This is a genomic window from Psychrobacter sp. 1Y10, from assembly GCF_052259005.1.
GTDB lineage: Bacteria > Pseudomonadota > Gammaproteobacteria > Pseudomonadales > Moraxellaceae > Psychrobacter > Psychrobacter saeujeotis.
In genome coordinates this window covers 28,999-46,707 of sequence record NZ_JBQQES010000007.1, presented here as the reverse complement: position 1 = coordinate 46,707, position 17,709 = coordinate 28,999, and the positions used below count along the sequence as shown (strand labels likewise).

The 17,709-nt window shown below is 42.1% G+C and carries 14 protein-coding genes; 8 read left to right on the top strand and 6 right to left on the bottom strand.

Features of this window, described 5'->3' with window-relative positions; translation table 11 throughout:
* The first annotated feature begins 186 nt into the window (after positions 1 to 186).
* The gene (locus tag ACTXGH_RS09955; RefSeq protein ID WP_439296359.1) at positions 187 to 1,686 is read left to right on the top strand and encodes a S41 family peptidase; all 1,500 of its coding nucleotides are present in this window, start codon (positions 187 to 189) and stop codon (positions 1,684 to 1,686) included.
* Between the two features lie 95 nt (positions 1,687 to 1,781).
* On the opposite strand, the gene ACTXGH_RS09950 is transcribed toward ACTXGH_RS09955, so the two are convergent.
* The 3 genes from ACTXGH_RS09950 to ACTXGH_RS09940 all read right to left on the bottom strand — a co-directional run bounded on the left by ACTXGH_RS09950 (position 1,782) and on the right by ACTXGH_RS09940 (position 6,097).
* A complete protein-coding gene (locus tag ACTXGH_RS09950) occupies positions 1,782 to 3,443 on the bottom strand; it encodes a sigma-54-dependent transcriptional regulator (RefSeq protein ID WP_439261146.1) in 1,662 nt (553 codons plus the stop codon).
* A 173-nt stretch (positions 3,444 to 3,616) separates the two neighbouring features.
* Positions 3,617 to 5,398 (bottom strand): sensor histidine kinase, encoded by a 1,782-nt coding sequence (locus ACTXGH_RS09945; protein ID WP_439296358.1) that lies wholly within the window; start codon positions 5,396 to 5,398, stop codon positions 3,617 to 3,619.
* Between the two features lie 63 nt (positions 5,399 to 5,461).
* Positions 5,462 to 6,097: a response regulator gene (locus ACTXGH_RS09940; RefSeq protein ID WP_299219237.1), complete on the bottom strand. Its 636-nt coding sequence runs from the start codon at positions 6,095 to 6,097 to the stop codon at positions 5,462 to 5,464.
* A 500-nt stretch (positions 6,098 to 6,597) separates the two neighbouring features.
* On the opposite strand from ACTXGH_RS09940, the gene ACTXGH_RS09935 reads away from it, so the two are divergent.
* Positions 6,598 to 7,671 carry a serine hydrolase gene (locus ACTXGH_RS09935; protein WP_299219239.1) on the top strand — a complete coding sequence of 358 codons (1,074 nt, stop codon included), beginning with the start codon at positions 6,598 to 6,600 and terminating at the stop codon, positions 7,669 to 7,671.
* 101 nt (positions 7,672 to 7,772) lie between these two features.
* Complete coding sequence (locus ACTXGH_RS09930) at positions 7,773 to 8,450, top strand: thiamine phosphate synthase (RefSeq protein ID WP_439296357.1); 678 nt, start codon at positions 7,773 to 7,775, stop codon at positions 8,448 to 8,450.
* A gap of 40 nt (positions 8,451 to 8,490) precedes the next feature.
* Here the strand turns inward: ACTXGH_RS09930 and ACTXGH_RS09925 are convergent, their stop codons facing one another.
* On the bottom strand, positions 8,491 to 8,820 hold the full coding sequence (locus ACTXGH_RS09925) for a TraR/DksA family transcriptional regulator (RefSeq protein WP_439261143.1): 330 nt from the start codon (positions 8,818 to 8,820) through the stop codon (positions 8,491 to 8,493).
* 363 nt (positions 8,821 to 9,183) lie between these two features.
* On the opposite strand from ACTXGH_RS09925, the gene ACTXGH_RS09920 reads away from it, so the two are divergent.
* The 5 genes from ACTXGH_RS09920 to ruvB all read left to right on the top strand — a co-directional run bounded on the left by ACTXGH_RS09920 (position 9,184) and on the right by ruvB (position 14,495).
* Positions 9,184 to 10,401 carry a phosphoglycerate kinase gene (locus ACTXGH_RS09920; protein ID WP_439296356.1) on the top strand — a complete coding sequence of 406 codons (1,218 nt, stop codon included), beginning with the start codon at positions 9,184 to 9,186 and terminating at the stop codon, positions 10,399 to 10,401.
* Positions 10,402 to 10,726: 325 nt separating this feature from the next.
* Positions 10,727 to 11,113 carry a hypothetical protein gene (locus tag ACTXGH_RS09915; RefSeq protein ID WP_439261139.1) on the top strand — a complete coding sequence of 129 codons (387 nt, stop codon included), beginning with the start codon at positions 10,727 to 10,729 and terminating at the stop codon, positions 11,111 to 11,113.
* Between the two features lie 458 nt (positions 11,114 to 11,571).
* Positions 11,572 to 12,609 (top strand): class II fructose-bisphosphate aldolase, encoded by a 1,038-nt coding sequence (gene fba / locus ACTXGH_RS09910; protein WP_299219248.1) that lies wholly within the window; start codon positions 11,572 to 11,574, stop codon positions 12,607 to 12,609.
* A 114-nt stretch (positions 12,610 to 12,723) separates the two neighbouring features.
* Complete coding sequence (ruvA, locus tag ACTXGH_RS09905; protein ID WP_439296355.1) at positions 12,724 to 13,344, top strand: Holliday junction branch migration protein RuvA; 621 nt, start codon at positions 12,724 to 12,726, stop codon at positions 13,342 to 13,344.
* A gap of 170 nt (positions 13,345 to 13,514) precedes the next feature.
* Positions 13,515 to 14,495 carry a Holliday junction branch migration DNA helicase RuvB gene (gene ruvB, locus ACTXGH_RS09900; RefSeq protein ID WP_299188522.1) on the top strand — a complete coding sequence of 327 codons (981 nt, stop codon included), beginning with the start codon at positions 13,515 to 13,517 and terminating at the stop codon, positions 14,493 to 14,495.
* 78 nt (positions 14,496 to 14,573) lie between these two features.
* Here ruvB and ACTXGH_RS09895 read toward each other — a convergent pair whose 3' ends face one another.
* Together ACTXGH_RS09895 and ACTXGH_RS09890 are read right to left on the bottom strand one after the other, a co-directional pair.
* Entirely contained in the window at positions 14,574 to 16,016 is a 1,443-nt protein-coding gene (locus tag ACTXGH_RS09895; protein ID WP_439296354.1) for an FAD-binding oxidoreductase, read from the bottom strand.
* A 29-nt stretch (positions 16,017 to 16,045) separates the two neighbouring features.
* Positions 16,046 to 17,707, bottom strand: a complete 1,662-nt coding sequence (locus ACTXGH_RS09890; RefSeq protein WP_439296353.1) for an ABC1 kinase family protein — start codon at positions 17,705 to 17,707, stop codon at positions 16,046 to 16,048.
* Positions 17,708 to 17,709: the final 2 nt, after the last annotated feature.

Genomic DNA, 17,709 nt, shown 5'->3' with positions numbered 1-17,709 from the left:
TGTATAGGTACAGTAAATAAGTAAAAGTTATCTTAGTAGCATGGTACTTACCTTATACTGAAGCGCCTATATATTATCACTTGTTATCGTATCGCTGCTGTAGACCCATTAGCTTTTTTTAGGGCGTCGGCATTCATGTGGCAATGATAGATCTGTACATATTCTTTATCCTATACGAGTTTCTTTATGCCTTTATTACCTTTAAAACTACCAGCCATACCGCTCAAGTTTGATTTGGTACCGTTTGCTATCTGTGAGTCTGCGCTAAAGATAGGTTTAGTGGGAGTCCTTGGTATAACTGGTGTCAATATATCTGCACAGGCAGCCATTACAGAACCTGTAGGGATGGGTGTAAACACTGATAATCCTACTGCAGACTTGCAACTGATCAGCTTGAACATTGATGACAATACAGTAGGTAGTGACGCGGTAGGCGCAGATGACTTGAGTAGCGAGAATCAATCAACTGGTCAAACAGAGGATGATATAGATGCTGTAGCCGATGAGACAGCAGTTGATACAGTAGAAGATGATTTGTCTGATATACCAGCTGACGTTGCGCAGGTGTCCTTAAATGCAATCTCCCCTGAGACACTAAAAACCTTTGTCGCAGTAGTGGACTTAGTACGTCGTCAGTACGTCGATCCTGTCAATGATGAAGCATTATTTGATAATGCGATGAGTGGTATGCTGACCAAGCTTGATAGCCATGCTGAATTTTTGGATGCTGAAGCGTATGAAAACTTACGCGCATTTACTGAGGGAGATGTTGGTGACGTTGGTTTAAAAGCAGTATATAAACCAGATGAGGGGTATTGGGTAGTGACTGATATTGTAGATGAGTCACCTGCTGATAAAAAAGGTATTACCGTTGGCGATTATATTCATCAGATTGGTGAGTTTAAGGTTGATGGTGAACGGCAGTCTGATGATGTAGAGCAGCTACTTAACGGGATTGCCGGTACGCAAGTTGATGTAACTGTGTCTAAAGCCGGTCGCCGCAAGCGTGTCATTACCTTGCAGCGCAACAATACTCATCAACAAGATATTGAGACGCGGCTTGTTAATGGTATTGCTGTTATCAAACTCCCCGCTTTTCAAAATAATACCCGTGAAAAGATTTTGCAAAGTCTAACCAGTCTTGATGCACCCATTACCGGAATATTGCTTGATGTGCGTGACAATCCAGGTGGCGTACTGACATCGGCTGTGAAAGTAGCCAGTCTATTTATGAACGACACTGACGTGGTGCAGGTAAAGAGTAGACAAAGTGAGCTACGTACTTTATCTACCCAAGATACAGCCTTACTTAAATCTTTACCTGTAGTGATTTTACAAAATCGTTATTCTGCTTCGGCAGCAGAAGTGCTGGCAAGTAGTCTACAAACACAGAAACGTGCAACTATCGTCGGTGAAGTCAGCTATGGTAAAGGGTCTGTACAGTCAGTCATACCGCTTAATAACGAACAAGCCGTCAAGTTGACTGTGGCTCATTATTTAACAGCAGCAGGCAAAAAGATAGATAAAATAGGTGTACAACCTGATATAGCACTATCTGGTAATGAGCGCACATGGGAGCAACAAGCTATCGATGTGTTGCGACCGCAAGTACACTCTTCAGGACTTCATTTTGTAAAAAAAGACAACACCTATAGCATGACTGATACTGAAAAAGGGGATTTATAAAAAGTGCTAAAAACATTATCAGTGAGTTTTATTTGTTAATAAGGCTAGGGCGTTTATACTCATTCCATAACACTAATATAATCTAAGGTATTGCGCTACTCTTCATCAATCTCAAGCTTTTTCATCCGGTAGCGTAGCGAGCGAAAAGTCGTACCTAACAACTCTGCTGCTTGCGTCTTATTTCCATCAGTCTGATTAAGCGCTTTAATGATCAAACGTTTTTCTTGCTCCTGCAAATAGGCTTCTAGACCTTTTTGAGGCAATTCAGCTTCAGAAATACTGACGAGTGATGGTTGCGTATGTATGTCGTCAACAAACTGGTCAGGCTTGCGGCGGTCTTGGTTGTAGACAGATGAAGTATTAACACTGTCAGACTTAGTAGTAGACATCTGAAATGCTGAAGAATAACGTTGGCTATGAGTACGATATGGATGCAAATTGTTCGAAAGATGTCCGCTATTATCATTTTTGATGCTTTGTTTGGGGCCATCCACTTGTAATATCATAGGCTCATCATTTATTGTAGAGACAGTATTGATATCCTCGCGTTCTGCCATCTCTTTTGAGCCTACAGTATCGCTATCATTAAGTTTGGGCAACCCTAGATGGGTATCATTTATCATGGTAGTTTCTGCTAGAGTAATTGCACGCTCTAATATATTGCGCAGTTCACGAACGTTTCCAGCAAATTCATGCTGCTGCAGACGCTCGCAAGCACTTTCAGTCAGCTCTGCTGGTGTACCTAGCTGCCACTCTTCAGATATCAGCGCTAAAAAGTGCTTGGCGAGTAAAGGAATATCGTCACGGCGTGTATTGAGTGTGGGAAGCTTAAGCTCTATCACATTAATTCTATAGTACAAATCTTGCCGGAACTCTCCGTCTTTTACCAACTGGCTTAAGTCTTTATGGGTAGCTGATAAAATCCGAATATCTACAGGTACCTCTTTGGTGTCACCAATAGCGCGCACTGTCTTTTCTTGGATAGCACGTAATAGCTTTACTTGCATAGCAAGTGGTAAATCTGCCACTTCATCTAAAAATAATGTACCACCACTGGCTTGTTGAAACAAACCTTGCTTATCTGCAACCGCACCAGTAAAGCTACCTTTTTTGTGGCCAAAAAACTCTGACTCCATAAGCTCAGATGGAATCGCACCACAGTTGACTGGGACAAAACTACCATCACGGCGTGGACTTAAATCATGGATGAGTCTGGCGACCACTTCTTTACCAGTACCAGAAGCACCTGATAAAAATACGGGCGCCTGTGAGCGGGCAAGCTTAATGATGGTGGTTTTTAGGGTTTGCATGACAGTAGAGTTGCCAATCAGGCGACTGTCTAATAACTGCTGTTCAGGCGTAATTTCATCAGTTGCTTGAACACTTTCATCTTGATGAATAACTTTGAGGGCATTTTCGACCAGTTGGCGTAGTCGCGGTAATTCAAGCGGCTTGTTCACAAAATCAAAAGCGCCAATCTTAAGTGCTTCAATAGCCAGATCCATACTACCGTGTGCCGTGATCACAGCAACTGGTGTATTAGAGCTACTACTAATCTGCTTAACCAACTCCAATCCTGAACCATCTGGCAGTTGTAAATCTGTCAAACAAAAGTCATAGTGGTTATTTTCTAGATAAGATTTTGCTTGCGATAAACTGTAAGCCACGTCACTTTTGATGCCCATCTTTGTCAGCGTAATTTGCATAAGTCGGCATAAATCTACTTCATCATCGACGACCAGCGCGATTGCTGTCATATACAACCTCATTATTGCTTAATTGATACAAGGGATTGAACGAATATTCATTATAAATAAAAAACCTTTATCTGTAAGACTTTTTATCTTTTATTAATTGCACACATGTGTTGTACTGACTATGGGTCAAAATCAATGTATTAGCAGTAGATGCATCATTGACACCTTGAACCTTAATCTTCGTCATCCCATACTACTTCTGAACAAGAGCCCATGGGTGTGATTAAGCGAAAACAGGTCTTTTCGTGTTCAGCGACATACAGTAGCCTGGCATGATTGGCTTCGCTGAAGGCCTGAGACAAGTAAAGCCCCAGTCCCGTACCTGCTTTATCAGTAGTAAAAAACGGATCAAATAAGCGCTCTACATCAGCTGGAGCGATTTTTTCACCTTCATTTAAAACATCGATTATAACATCGTTCTGCACGCAATATATTTCCACCTCAGCATAAGCATGCGGATGTACAAGACCGCAATAACGCAAACCATTGTTGATTAAATTAATCAGTATTTGCTCTAATTGATGATTATCAAACTGTATCACGGGATGAGAGATATCATGCAAAAAAATATCATTGCCACGAAAATAGTTCTCTAAAAATTGTGGCATCCAAGTACCAAGCTCTATGGTCTGTTTGTTAGAGCGCTGCTGACGTGATAGTTTTAACACATCTTCAATAATACGATTAACACGTTTGGTTTGTGCAAATATCATCTTATACAGCTCATTATTACCACTAGTATTCATAGCAGTTTGACTGTGGCTCTCGTCTGCGTCAGCCACATCGTTCATATCTTCCAATAACAACTGACTGGCTTGTGAGATAGCAGCAAGTGGATTGCGAATTTCATGAGCAATGCTGGCTGTGAGCTGCCCTAAAGAGGCCAGCTTTAATTGTTGGGCATTGGCTTGTTCGCGGCGCAAATCTTCAAGCAATATCAATTGACTGCCATCTTCTAGCGGGATTACTTGTACACGCAGTTTGTTGGTAATAGACGCAGTGGCCGCTTCAGGCAATTCGTAAACAAAGTTCCTTGACTGATTAGTAGGGACAGATAAGCAACTGTTGAGTAGCGCTCTATGCTGATGGGCCAAGGCCTGTTGAAAAGCATATAATGGATTATGATGATTTTTAAAATTACGCTGCTGTTGCCTAAGAGTTGGTTTTGGATCCCTATAATTAGTAGGTACCTCTTTAAACGGTGATGCTTCGGTCTCAGGAATACCTAGCAGCTGATAAGTTGCATGATTGGCCAACACAATGTGCTGCTTATCAATCACCATAATGCCGTTTAGCATCTGACTAATGACTTCTTGGTTAATCGTATTTAGACGCTCTACTTCCTCTGCTTGACGCGTTATAAACCTTTCGACATGCACCAAGCGCTGAGAGATTGACCAACTTAAAAAGCCAACTGCTAAAAAGCTGGCTGACATGAGTAGGGCATCACCTAAATTGGTCAGGCTCATACTATTGGAAATCGCGTGGAAAAATTGCTGATAAATGACGAATAAAATTGCAAGTAAGGTAATGACCAGCGCTTGTGAGCTACGCAGCAACATAAAACTGGCTGCTACCACAACCATATATAGCATTGCCAATTGTAAGTCTGGGGCGCCGTTAGTATATAGCAGTAAACTTAATACAATAACATCAATGCCTAGACCAAACACTAACTGGCGTTGTAACTGCTTGGTAGCAACTAAGAATAAACTGAGTAAAATCAAACTAAGAATGACGTAAAACCCAAGTGCAGTTTGTTGCAATAAGCTCAGTAATAACAAATCGGTGTCAGCTTTAATATTGGCATATGCCATTAATAGCAAAAACGCACTAACTACTAATCGATAACCATTATAAATTATCCCAAGCTTACGCAATTGTGATACAGGTAAAGTATTATCCTGCTTTAAAGTCTGCAAAATGACGTTGATGGTTCTAAAAGCAGATTTCATAAAATAACCGAAGGGGAGTAGTAATGAGCAATAGACCAATTAAAAGTACAGATAAGTCTAGTATTAAGGCTGAATCAGCCCATGGCGGATGGCTAGATGCGTCAATTTAACGTCACTATCTACCCCAACTTTTTCATAAATACGGTAGCGATAGGTGTTAATGGTTTTTACACTTACAAATAACTGGTCAGCAATTTGTTGAGGACTTTGACAGTTGACCACCATCATAGCGACCTGTTTTTCGCGATCACTTAGCAAGTCAAAAGGCGAAGAGGCATTATCTGATAGTAATACTTCTGCTAGCTGCTCGGCAACGTCATGACTAAAATAACGGCCACCTTGATATATTTTTTTGATACCGCGTATCATCTCATCAAGTGGTGTGCCCTTAGTAATATAACCATTGACCCCAGCTTTAAGAAGCATTGATGGGTATGGCTGCGCTGACATGCTACTTACCGCTAGTATTTTTATTCCCATGTCCAACTGTACCAAACGCTTTGTCGCCTCAAGACCACCGATATTAGGCATGTTGACATCCAATAAGACCACGTCTGGACTAAGCTGCTTAGCAAGTTTTAATGCCATATCACCACTATCAGCTTCACCGACTACTTCAATATCTGCACTGTCAGACAACATCCGACTGATACCCATACGCACCAAGTCGTGATCATCTACTACTAATACTCGAATCATAGTTATACTCTTTACTATTTGATAGATTAATATGCATTAGAATAGCCAAACGCTAATGAAAGCTGGCTACCATACAAACATGTTATTTAATAGTGACTTGTCTTATATAGTTTAGTACAAGTATTTAATTCTATATCGATGTTGCTATTTATAATAATCTTGTTCTATAGTCACTTATATAAGATTGCTTTATTTACGGAAATAATACTTAACGATAACGGTAGAGAAAACTCAATACTTGACTAAGATATGGAACTATAACAAATATTTTTCGAGTATTATTTATTATTACCCAAATCCAAAGCAATTGTAGTAATCTTCGTATATATACAAAAAAATCTTGCGAAGTCAGCCTGATACGTTAAACTTATGTAAAAACCATGATACACTAAAAGTACAAAAACTCTATACGAGTGTCTACAAACACCATCAAAAACGCTACGTTACCCAATTGTGCATAATAATATGCAATTGATGTGAGACCAATAGCAGGGGGAAGAATGAAACATTTACCATTAACCAAACAGCAACTGGTTGCTGCCATGATTTCGTTAAGCTTAGGCAGTGCTGCACAAGCTGCGCTAAGTATTAATGGTAGCCCTGCTGAGTCTAGTGCACGCGTCAGTTGGGGCGGCGCTGATAGCTTATCAGAAGCACGCAACATTATGTACAGCTCTAAAAGTGCTACTACGCCTCTCAAAAAAGTCGACAATGGCTATGGCACTACCAGCATTACCAATTCTAACAGCTACGGTAGCAGTAGTAACAGATATAACACCACTTACCGTGGTAGTTTTGGTAGCAGTAGCATGATTCCGATCAGCACTGACTCACGCAGTGTAGCAGTAATCGATGCTGAAACTGGTGAGTCCATTTATGAAAAAGATGCAAATATTGCTCGTCCTATGGCCAGTATTACTAAGGTAATGACAGCAATGGTTGTGTTAGATGCGGGTCTTGATATGCGTGAAGAGATTACGCTTGATCCAGAGGATTTTGTAGGTCCTAAACGTGCAAGCTCACGTTTAAAGTCAGGCGATCGTATGAATCGTGCCGAACTGTTACTGATGTCTTTAATGAAGTCAGAAAATCCTGCTGCAAAAAGCTTAGCGCGTAATTATCCAGGTGGTTACAATGCCTTTATACGGGCCATGAACCGTAAAGCTCAAGAATTAGGAATGACAACGGCATTCTTTGGTGATCCAACTGGTCTTGATAAGCGTAATGTTGCTTCGTCAAATGATTTGGTAAAAATGGTACGTGCGGCTGGTAATTATGACGTTATTCGTCGTTTCTCTACTACCAAAAGCTACGACTTTTTTGTGGCCAATTATTCAAGTGGCAATCGTACTTATAAAGCCAATAATACCAGTAGCCTTGTGCGCTCAGGGAACTATCCAATTGGTATCTCCAAAACAGGCTTTATCAATGAGGCAGGTCGTTGCGTCGTCATGGAAACCCGTGTCAACAACCGCCCTGCTATTATTGTGATTTTGGGTGCTAATAGCTCAGCGACTCGCTGGGGTGATGCCAAAAACATTTTGACCAGTTTAGCCACGCGTCAGACAGTATAAGGTGCTGATATAAACGGTTGTAAAGCTAAAGTTTGTAGACAAAAAAGGCTGTTATCTAAGATAACGGTCTTTTTTTTATTAATTAAACTTAAGGATAAATAATGACTAAAACATCAGTTTCGGATATACCAAAAAAAGGGCCTACATTGTATTTGCTGACTAACGATGATGAGTTTGATTTGCTTTATGCCAAGTTAGCGGCAGCTTTAGCGACAGGTACGATAGGGTTGTTACAAATCAGAAGAAAGCGGGTATTGGCACAGCCAAATGGTAAAGAGCAGTTGTATGGTGAAGCCGTAAAAATAGTCGCACTGGCTAAACGATACAGGGTGCCAGTCATCATAAACGACGATGTTACTTTGGCTGCCAAGCTTGGCGTGGGGGTACATCTTGGACAACAAGATGGTGCTATCGACGAAGCTAAACAACAATTAAAAACCAACCAAATTATTGGTCGCACTTGTCATGGGAATATGGCCCTTATTGAAGAAGCGATTTCTTCAAACGCAACTTATATTGCTATGGGCGCTATATTTGCCTCATCTACTAAACCCAATGCCAATATTATTACTCGACAGCAACTTATCGATGGCTGCCAATATGCCATTCACAATAATACTGATGTTTGTCTTATCGGGGGACTAACGGCTGAAAATATTCGTCAATTAAAAGGACTGCCTATCGCTTATATTGCCGTGGTTGGGGATATCATGGATTTGCCTGTACAGTCGATAGAGAAGCGCTGTCAAGAGTGGCAACAGGCACTTACCAACTGGTAAATACCTGTCTAAAAATTCAATAGGGTGTTGTGCAAAAAGCCTATTCAGCGTGATCCATACATAAGGTAGCATAAGGCAATGCTTCTAAACGCTTTTCTTCTATTGGTTCACCGCACACTTCACATTCACCGTAAGTGCCGTTTTCGATACGGCTTAAAGCGTTTTCGACATAAATAAGACTTTGTCTTGCTTCACCCAGTAAATTTTTTCGCATATCGTTTTGACGGTATGAGATGGCTTGATCATCCCAATGCTCGTTCAAGCTGTCTTGTGGATGTTGAATATGATCTTCAATTTTGTTGATGCGAGTTTCATATTCTTCTTTTAACTTTAATAAATCTTGTTTGGCAACGTCAAAATCAATGCTCATTATACTCTCCAAATGGGTTGTTGTTATTTTCTATAAAGTTATTATCTATACATCGAGGGTCATAAAGTTTTTTGCGAATAGATAGCCTCTTATACTAAGACGATTGATCAATCAGTGCCACCACGAAATGTTACTAACTCTTCAACATATCTTGTCATTCTGACCACTGATTACGAATATATTCTTAATAATGAATATTAAATGTTTGTAGCGGCAGATTTTTGTTAAAAATTTATGGTCATGCTCGTTTTTTGCCTAGAATGAATGCGCTCTATTGTATAAACTACGGCTCATAAAGTAATAACAGTTAATGTGACTTGTTAAAACGATAGACAAAATAATCAATGTAGCCTAGGAGCGATCATGAATTTTTTACGTATGAGTGAGCTGACCTTAACGGATAAAGTAGTATTGATCCGAGAAGACCTTAATGTGCCTATTAAAGACGGAAAAGTTGCGAGTGATGCACGCTTGCAGGCCAGCTTGCCAACCATCAAGATGGCGTTAGATAAGGGAGCAGCTGTCATTGTATGCTCGCATCTAGGTCGTCCAACAGAAGGCGCTCCTGAACCAAAATACTCTCTTGCGCCTGTCGCTGAGTATCTGACAGATAAGCTAGCTGAACAAATAAAACAGCCAGTAATGCTTAGCAATGATTATCTTGAGCAAGGCGTAGATATTAAAGCTGGTGAAATGGTCTTATTAGAGAATGTTCGTTTTAATAAAGGCGAAAAGAACAATGACACTGCGCTAGCGGAAGCTTATGCCAGTTTGTGTGATGTATTTGTAATGGATGCATTTGGTACGGCTCATCGGGCGCAGGCTTCTACAGAAGGGGTGACTCAAGCAATGCGTCAAGCTGATAAGACGGTATGTGCCGGTCCATTACTCGCCGCTGAGCTAGATGCACTAAGCTTAGCGCTCAAGACTCCAGCTCAGCCGATGCTAGCCATTGTTGGTGGCTCCAAAGTCTCTACCAAGCTTGAAGTTCTTCATAGCTTAGCGGATATCTGCAGTCAAATTATTGTTGGCGGCGGTATAGCGAATACCTTTTTGGCAGCGCAAGGATATAGCGTCGGTGCATCATTGTATGAAGCAGAGTTAGTCGATACAGCTCGTCAAATCATGACTAAGACTGATATCTTGTTGCCTGAGTTTGTGGTTGTTGCTGATAAAAATGACATTAATTTTGATGATTTTATAGGCTCATTACAGCAAGCAAAAGCCACTGTTAAAGCAGTGAGCGATATTGGCGACGATGATATGATATTAGACATTGCGCCGCAAAGTGCTGAGCAACTGGCTGATGCCATTATCAACGCCAAAACTATACTGTGGAATGGTCCAGTTGGTGTATTCGAAGTAGATGCCTTTGGCGCTGGTACTGAGATTTTAGCGCAAGCAGTAGAAGACAGCGATGGGTTTTCGATAGCGGGTGGAGGTGACACTTTGGCTGCCATTGATAAATATAAAGTGGCTGATAATGTAAGCTATATGTCTACAGGTGGTGGGGCGTTCTTAGAGTTTGTTGAAGGCAAGACTTTACCTGCTGTAGCTGCCTTACAAATTGTAGAAAAATAACTGTTTAAAGATAAACGGTTCTAAATACAGTATAAAAGGTAACAGAATTATTACTGTAAAATTACCAAATATTAATATAAGTCACGCTAATAGTAACATTACGCGTACAAATAAAATTTAATATTTAAGGTAGGCTATATAGATGTTATCGACTGTGCTTATTATCCAATAAGAACAATGAGTATATAAAGTTGATAATTGAGGATTATTATTAAGCAGTTATTATTTGTTAATATACTGAAAATTATTATTGCATGTATTATTTGCTACCTATAAAATAGCGCCACCATGTATTTTGACATGCATTATTTATGAGGGGTTTATTATGTTAAAACGTCATTTGTTACTTGCTAGTGTCCTTGCTGGTACGTTTGCAGTCACTGCGTGTAGTCAACAAACCGAAGAGCAAACAGAAGCTGCGGTTGAATCTGCTGGCGATGATGTTGCTGCCAATACAGAAGAAGCTGCTAATGAAACTGAAGCTGCTGCACAAGAAGCTGAAGTAGCGGCTCAAGAAGCTGGTACAGAAGTCGCTGAAGGCGCTGAAACAGCTGGTGCTGCTGCTACTAATGCTTTAGAAAATACTGGTGATGCTATTGCTGAAGGCGCAAACGAAGTTGTCGAAGGTACTGCTGCAGCGGTATCTGAAGGTGCTGACGCTGTTGCTGAAGGTGCAAACGAAGTTGAAGTTGAAGCTGAGCAACAATACTAAGTAATTTAGCTTAGTAATCTAATAGTCAATATATAGATTACTGTTAGATGAGACGTTAAGCTATAATCATTAGACGAATACTTACTCTATAAGCCCTGAAAAATTTAAAAAGCCTTGACAGTAGTCAGGGCTTTTTTGTGTTCGTTATTTGACATAGACCATGAAAGTTAGATTACTGTAAATATCAACGACTTGGAAAACTGACCAGATAAATAAATACTGGTGTAACTGCTACGAGGCGTAGATAATTTTTGCTATAATCACCCCGCTATAATTTGGGTAAGTAAACACTGTGATTATTGTTTGTGGTTGCAGTTTGCGCTTAACGCTGAGTAATTGTTAGGTTTAATCTGATTTTTAAGCTTACTCTATTTTTTAGTATACCTATCATGCTAAGTGCATGATATTTTGCAGTTTTCAATAACGTTATTATTTTAAAACCAATCAGAGAGCGTTTTATGGCCTTAATCTCCTTACGTCAACTTTTAGATCACGCCGCTGAGCACAACTACGGTGTGCCTGCTTTTAACGTAAATAATTTGGAGCAAATGCGAGCGATTATGATGGCCGCCGATGCTTGTGATTCTCCTGTCATTGTACAAGCCAGTGCTGGCGCGCGTAAATACGCTGGTTCGGCATTTCTACGACACTTGATTATTGCCGCTATCGAAGAATGGCCTCATATCCCAGTTGTTATGCATCAAGATCATGGCATGTCACCAGCCATTTGCCAGCGCTCAATTCAGCTTGGATTTTCTTCAGTTATGATGGATGGCTCACTGGGTGAAGATGGTAAAACGCCGATGGATTATGACTATAATGCGAGTGTGACGCGTGAAGTCGTCAAGCTTGCTCACGCTTGCGGCGTCTCTGTAGAGGGTGAGATTGGTTGTCTAGGTAGTCTTGAGACTGGTATGGCTGGCGAAGAAGACGGTTCAGGGGCAGAAGGCGTTCTTGATCATGAGCAGCTGTTGACCAGTGCGGACGAAGCTGAGCAATTTGTCAAAGACACCAATGTTGATGCACTAGCGATTGCGATTGGTACCAGTCATGGTGCTTATAAGTTTACGCGTCCACCCACAGGTGATATCTTATCAATTGAGCGTGTAAAAGAGATTCATGCACGTATACCCAATACTCATCTTGTCATGCATGGCTCATCATCAGTACCGCAAGAATGGTTGAAAGTCATCAACGAGAATGGTGGAGATATTGGCGAAACCTACGGCGTGCCAGTTGAGCAGATCGTAGAAGCCATTAAGCACGGTGTACGTAAGGTGAATATCGATACTGATTTACGTTTAGCGTCGACAGGTGCTATTCGTGAATACTTGGCAAACAATCCTAGTGAGTTTGATCCGCGTAAATATTTTAAAGCTTCTATGGTAGCAATGTCAGATATCTGTAGCAACCGCTTTGAGGCCTTTGGTTCTGCTGGTCAGGCGCATAAAATTCGTCCAATTAGCCTTGAAGGCATGGTTGATTTTTATCAATAAGCTCATTTATTGAAAAGTTCGATTTAGGACTTGCCTAAGGGGTGTTAGATGTATGTATACTAATGCTCCTTATATAAAAGTTTCTTATAAATTGTTTGTGACAGGTGAGGTACTATGATTGGTCTGATTACTGGGCAAGTACAATATTTAATGGCACCGACAGCCTGTATCATAACAGCCTCAGGCGTAGGTTATGATATCGAGCTACCATTACCCTCATTTTGTCAGCTACAGTTGGAACAGCAAGCAAGCATCTGGACGCATTTTCATGTCCGAGAGGACGCGCAGTTGCTGTATGGCTTTATCGATCGAAAAGAGCGTGATGTCTTTCGCCAGCTTATCAAGATTAATGGGGTTGGGGCCAAGATGGCGCTTGCCATGCTGTCTGCTATGTCGGCAGCTGAACTAAAAATGCATGTGGCGCAGGACTCAGAAACTGCGCTTACTCGTATACCAGGTATCGGTAAAAAAACAGCACAGCGTTTATTGATTGAGCTTAAAGATAAGCTCAAAAATATCGAAGTCGATGATAGTCATTTAGAGTTTGACATTCAGCCAGTGCCGGTCACGCAGGAAGGAAGTATCATTGCTGAAGTAGAAGGCGCACTGATTAGCTTGGGCTATAAAGAAAAAGAAGCACAGCAGGCAATTAAAGCTGCCAAAAGTAACGGTGATGTCTTTGCTGATACGCAAAGCTTGTTAAAAGCCACCTTACAGCAGTTATCTGGTTTTTAGCCTGTTTGTCTTACATACACAGTTATCTATGGATAAGCGACACTAGTTGTCGCTTATTTTCGTTTTAATGCATACTTTAAAACGTTTTACATGACTTATCCGCTAGGTTTGGTTATGCTATTTATTACCTTTACCTTGTTTACCCTCTTAATATAATGATAGAACCTATGATGCAAGACCGCTTAATTAATCCGCTAGAAGGGGGAGATGATGCCCCTGATAGCAACATTCGTCCTTCGCTTCTGTCTGAATATATCGGTCAGCCAGTCGTGCGTGAACAGATGGAAGTCTTTATTGGTGCCGCGCGAGGTCGTGATGAGGCATTAGATCACACTTTGATTTTTGGTCCGCCTGGTCTGGGTAAGACGACGCTTGCTAATATTATTGCTCGTGAAATGGGTGGTAATCTGCGTTCGACATCAGGCCCTGTACTTGAGCGTCCAGGTGACCTAGCCGCTATGCTAACCAATTTAGAAGCTGGTGATGTGTTGTTTATTGATGAAATTCATCGTTTAAGCTCAGTCATTGAAGAGATACTATATCCAGCAATGGAAGACTTTCAGCTTGATATTATGATTGGGGAAGGCCCTGCTGCACGCTCTATCAAACTTGATTTACCGCCTTTTACTTTGGTCGCAGCGACGACGCGAGCAGGGCTTTTGACTTCACCACTACGTGATCGTTTTGGTATCGTTCAGCGCCTTGAGTTTTATAATATTGCTGATCTGACGACTATTGTAAGCCGAGCGGCGCGCCTAATGCGTGTGTCAATGAGCGAAGATGGTGCTATCGAGATTGCACGCCGTGCGCGAGGTACGCCAAGGATTGCTAATCGCTTATTACGGCGAGTACGTGATTATGCTGAAGTAAGAGGGGATGGCAGTATCAACGGTGTTATCGCTGCTAGTGCGCTAGATATGCTAGCAGTCGATCGGCGTGGTCTAGATCATCTTGATAGACGTTATATTGAAATTTTGCATGAACGCTTTGACGGTGGTCCGGCAGGCGTGGAAGCAGTGGCGGCAGCCATGGCAGAAGATCGCGGCACACTTGAAGATGTGATCGAGCCCTATTTGATTCAGCAAGGCTATGTATTACGTACCGCTCGTGGTCGAATACTAACTCAAGTGGCGATTGATCAGATACAGTAAAAACCATCTGACCGCTTGAATGAAAAATGCGCCGACTTTATGGATATAAAGTCGGCGCATTTTTCATGTAGGCTTATTTTATACTTCTACTGCTTGAGGTGTTTCTATTACTAAAGGTTGAGGCCAGATTTTACCAGGGTTTAAGATATTATTAGGATCAAGAGCGGACTTGATGGCTTGCATTAGCGGTATGGCGTTGCCATGTTCTTGATCCATGTATTTTTGCTTACCTTGACCGATGCCATGTTCACCAGTACAAGTGCCATCCATCTCGATAGCACGTATAGCCAACCGTCCGATGATCTCGTCAGCTTTGGCAGTCTCTACTGGATCATCAGTATCAACCAATAATAAAACATGAAAATTGCCATCGCCAACATGACCGACCATAGGGCCTATCATTCCAGCATCGGCAATGTCTTTTGCGGTAGCGCTGACGCATTCAGCTAAGCGCGAAATAGGCACACAGGCATCAGTCGATAAGGCTTTTGCTTCTGGACGCAGGGCTGAGCTGGCATGATAAGCATTGTGGCGCGCTTGCCACAGACGTTTGCGCTCAGCTTCATTAGTATCCCAAACAAAGTCAGTACCGCCAAACTCTTCGATAATATCATTAAAAGTCTGTGCTTGTTCGCGTACGCTCGCTTCAGTCCCATGAAACTCTACAAACAGGGTAGGTGTCTCAAGTAGATCAAGATTTGCGTATTGGTTGCAGGCTTTTACTTGTAAAGCATCAAGCAATTCGATTCGAGCGATAGGTAAGCACATCTGAATGGTAAGCATGACGGCCTGACAGGCATCTTCAATCGTTGGAAAATGACAAAGACCACTACCAACACATTCACTAAGCCCAAACAGTTTGAGTGTGACTTCGGTGACGATACCAAGCGTACCTTCAGAACCTATCATTAAGCGCGTCAGATCATAACCTGCAGCCGACTTCTTGGCACGCGTACCAGTTCGTACGATCTCTCCGTTTGCTGTCACCACTTCAAGCGCCAGTACCACATCTTTCATCGTGCCATAGCGTACTGCGTTAGTACCTGAGGCGCGGGTCGCAACCATACCGCCGATACTAGCATTGGCGCCTGGGTCTATCGGGAAAAACAAACCTGTATCACGCAGATAATGATTCAGCTGTTCACGCGTGACGCCTGGCTGTACAGTCACTGTCAAATCTTCGTTATTGACTTGCAAGATAGCATCTAGCGCATGCATATCGATTGATAGTCCGCCATGAGGAGCATTTAATTGACCCTCAAGCGATGAGCCAATGCCAAAAGCAATGACTGGCATTTTATGCTGGTTACAAATCGCGACTGCTTTAGCGACGTCGTGTTTATCTTGCGCAGTCAGTACGGCATCTGGTGGCTGGTTAGCAAGCCATGTCATGGTATGGCCGTGTTGTTCACGGACTGTCAGATTGGCACTGAGTTGCTCACCAAACTGAGCTTGTAGCTCAGCGATAGCGGCACTATAGTCTGGTTTAGAGGGTATAGCATTAACCTGAGAGCTGATCATAACTTATCCTTGTTAGTAAAGCGGCAGCTTTAAGCTAAGATGCGCCAAATAACCGCTAGTATAGCCAAAATATAAAACACAGGTGATAGCCAGCCGACCACTTGCGTTGCTATAGCGACACATAAGCCAAATCCTGCTAATGCTAGCCAGTCGCGGCGGCGATCATTGAGCATGTCTGCACGTATCTGCTGAATCTCACGTAACTGACTGTCTTGACGCGACCCTTGTGAAGCAAGACTTTGCAGACCTTGATCTAGCAGTTTTGGAATGTCAGTACTGGACAATAAAATCTCTGGAAGTTGTGCGCGTATTTGTTGGAAGTTACGCATAGGATCAAGCTGCTCTTTAATCCAGCTGCTTAAGATCGGTTTGGCCAATGACCAGATGTCCAAATCTGGATACAAGTCACGACCAAGGCCTTCAACATGTACCAAAGTTTTTAATAACAACATCAATTGAGGTGGGATGCTCATATGATGGCGACGGGCAATGTCTAAAATTTGCATTAAGACACCAGCAAAGTCAATCTCATCGATAGACTTTTGTAGCATCGGACCAACGGTGCGTTTCATATCGCGCATCAAAGCATGTTTGTCAGTATTCGGTGGGATCCAGCCAGCACGGCTAACGATATCGACCATAGCAGTGAAGTTATTGTTCATGACGGCCAATAGCATACGCGCTACAATCAACTGATCGTCTTTCGATAGCGTGCCCATGATGGCACAATCAAGACCAATATAACGCGGTTCATGACCAAGGTCGACTGCTTGTATGTTATCACCCAATGTCTTAACTGGTGGGGTCTCTACAAATACATTCCCCGGATGCATATCAGCATGAAAGAAGTTATCTCGAAAAACTTGGGTAAAAAATATCGTTAATCCTTTTTCTGCGAGTGTTGCCCGATCATAGCCTAACTGATCAAAGATATGCGTTTGTGAGATCGGTACGCCTTGAATGCGTTCCATGACCATGACGTTTTTTGCAGCGTCGTAAACCTCAGGTACATACATCAATGCCGAACCCAAAAAGTTGTTACGCATCTGAGTGGTGTTGTCTGCCTCTAAAGTCAAATCCAGCTCGTTGAGCATGACTTGACGATAGTCTTCAACGATATCAACTATATGTATCGCACGTGCCGCTTCAATCCGTGCCGATGCCCAATTAGCCAGTTCACGCAGCAGCTCAAAATCTGCAATAATGGTTGTGCGGATATTGGGCCGCACGACTTTTACTACGACTTCACGACCGTCTCTCAATGCTGCGGTATGTACTTGAGCAATGGAGGCTGCGGCTAATGGTTTGACGTCAAAGCGAGCAAATAGCGTCTCAATAGACTGACCCAGACCATGTTTTGAATTTTGAATTTGAGAGATGGCGATATCAGCGTCAAAAGGTTTTACCTTATCTTGTAACTGAATCAGTTGTTCAATAATTTCAGGTGGCACTAAGTCACGACGGGTGGATAGTAGCTGACCAAGCTTTAAAAACAGCGTACCCATATCTTCTAGTGCATACTTAATCGCGTTTGGCTGATGTTTTTTACCCCAAGCCGCTGGGTGCATCCGAATCAGACGTAAGATTGGCTGCAGCTGAGGAGATTCCTCAGCCGTAAAGTGAGTATCAATACGGTAGCTTGCAGCGATGCGCCAAAGTTCGAGAAGACGGGCGCGGTAGGATAATAGCATGG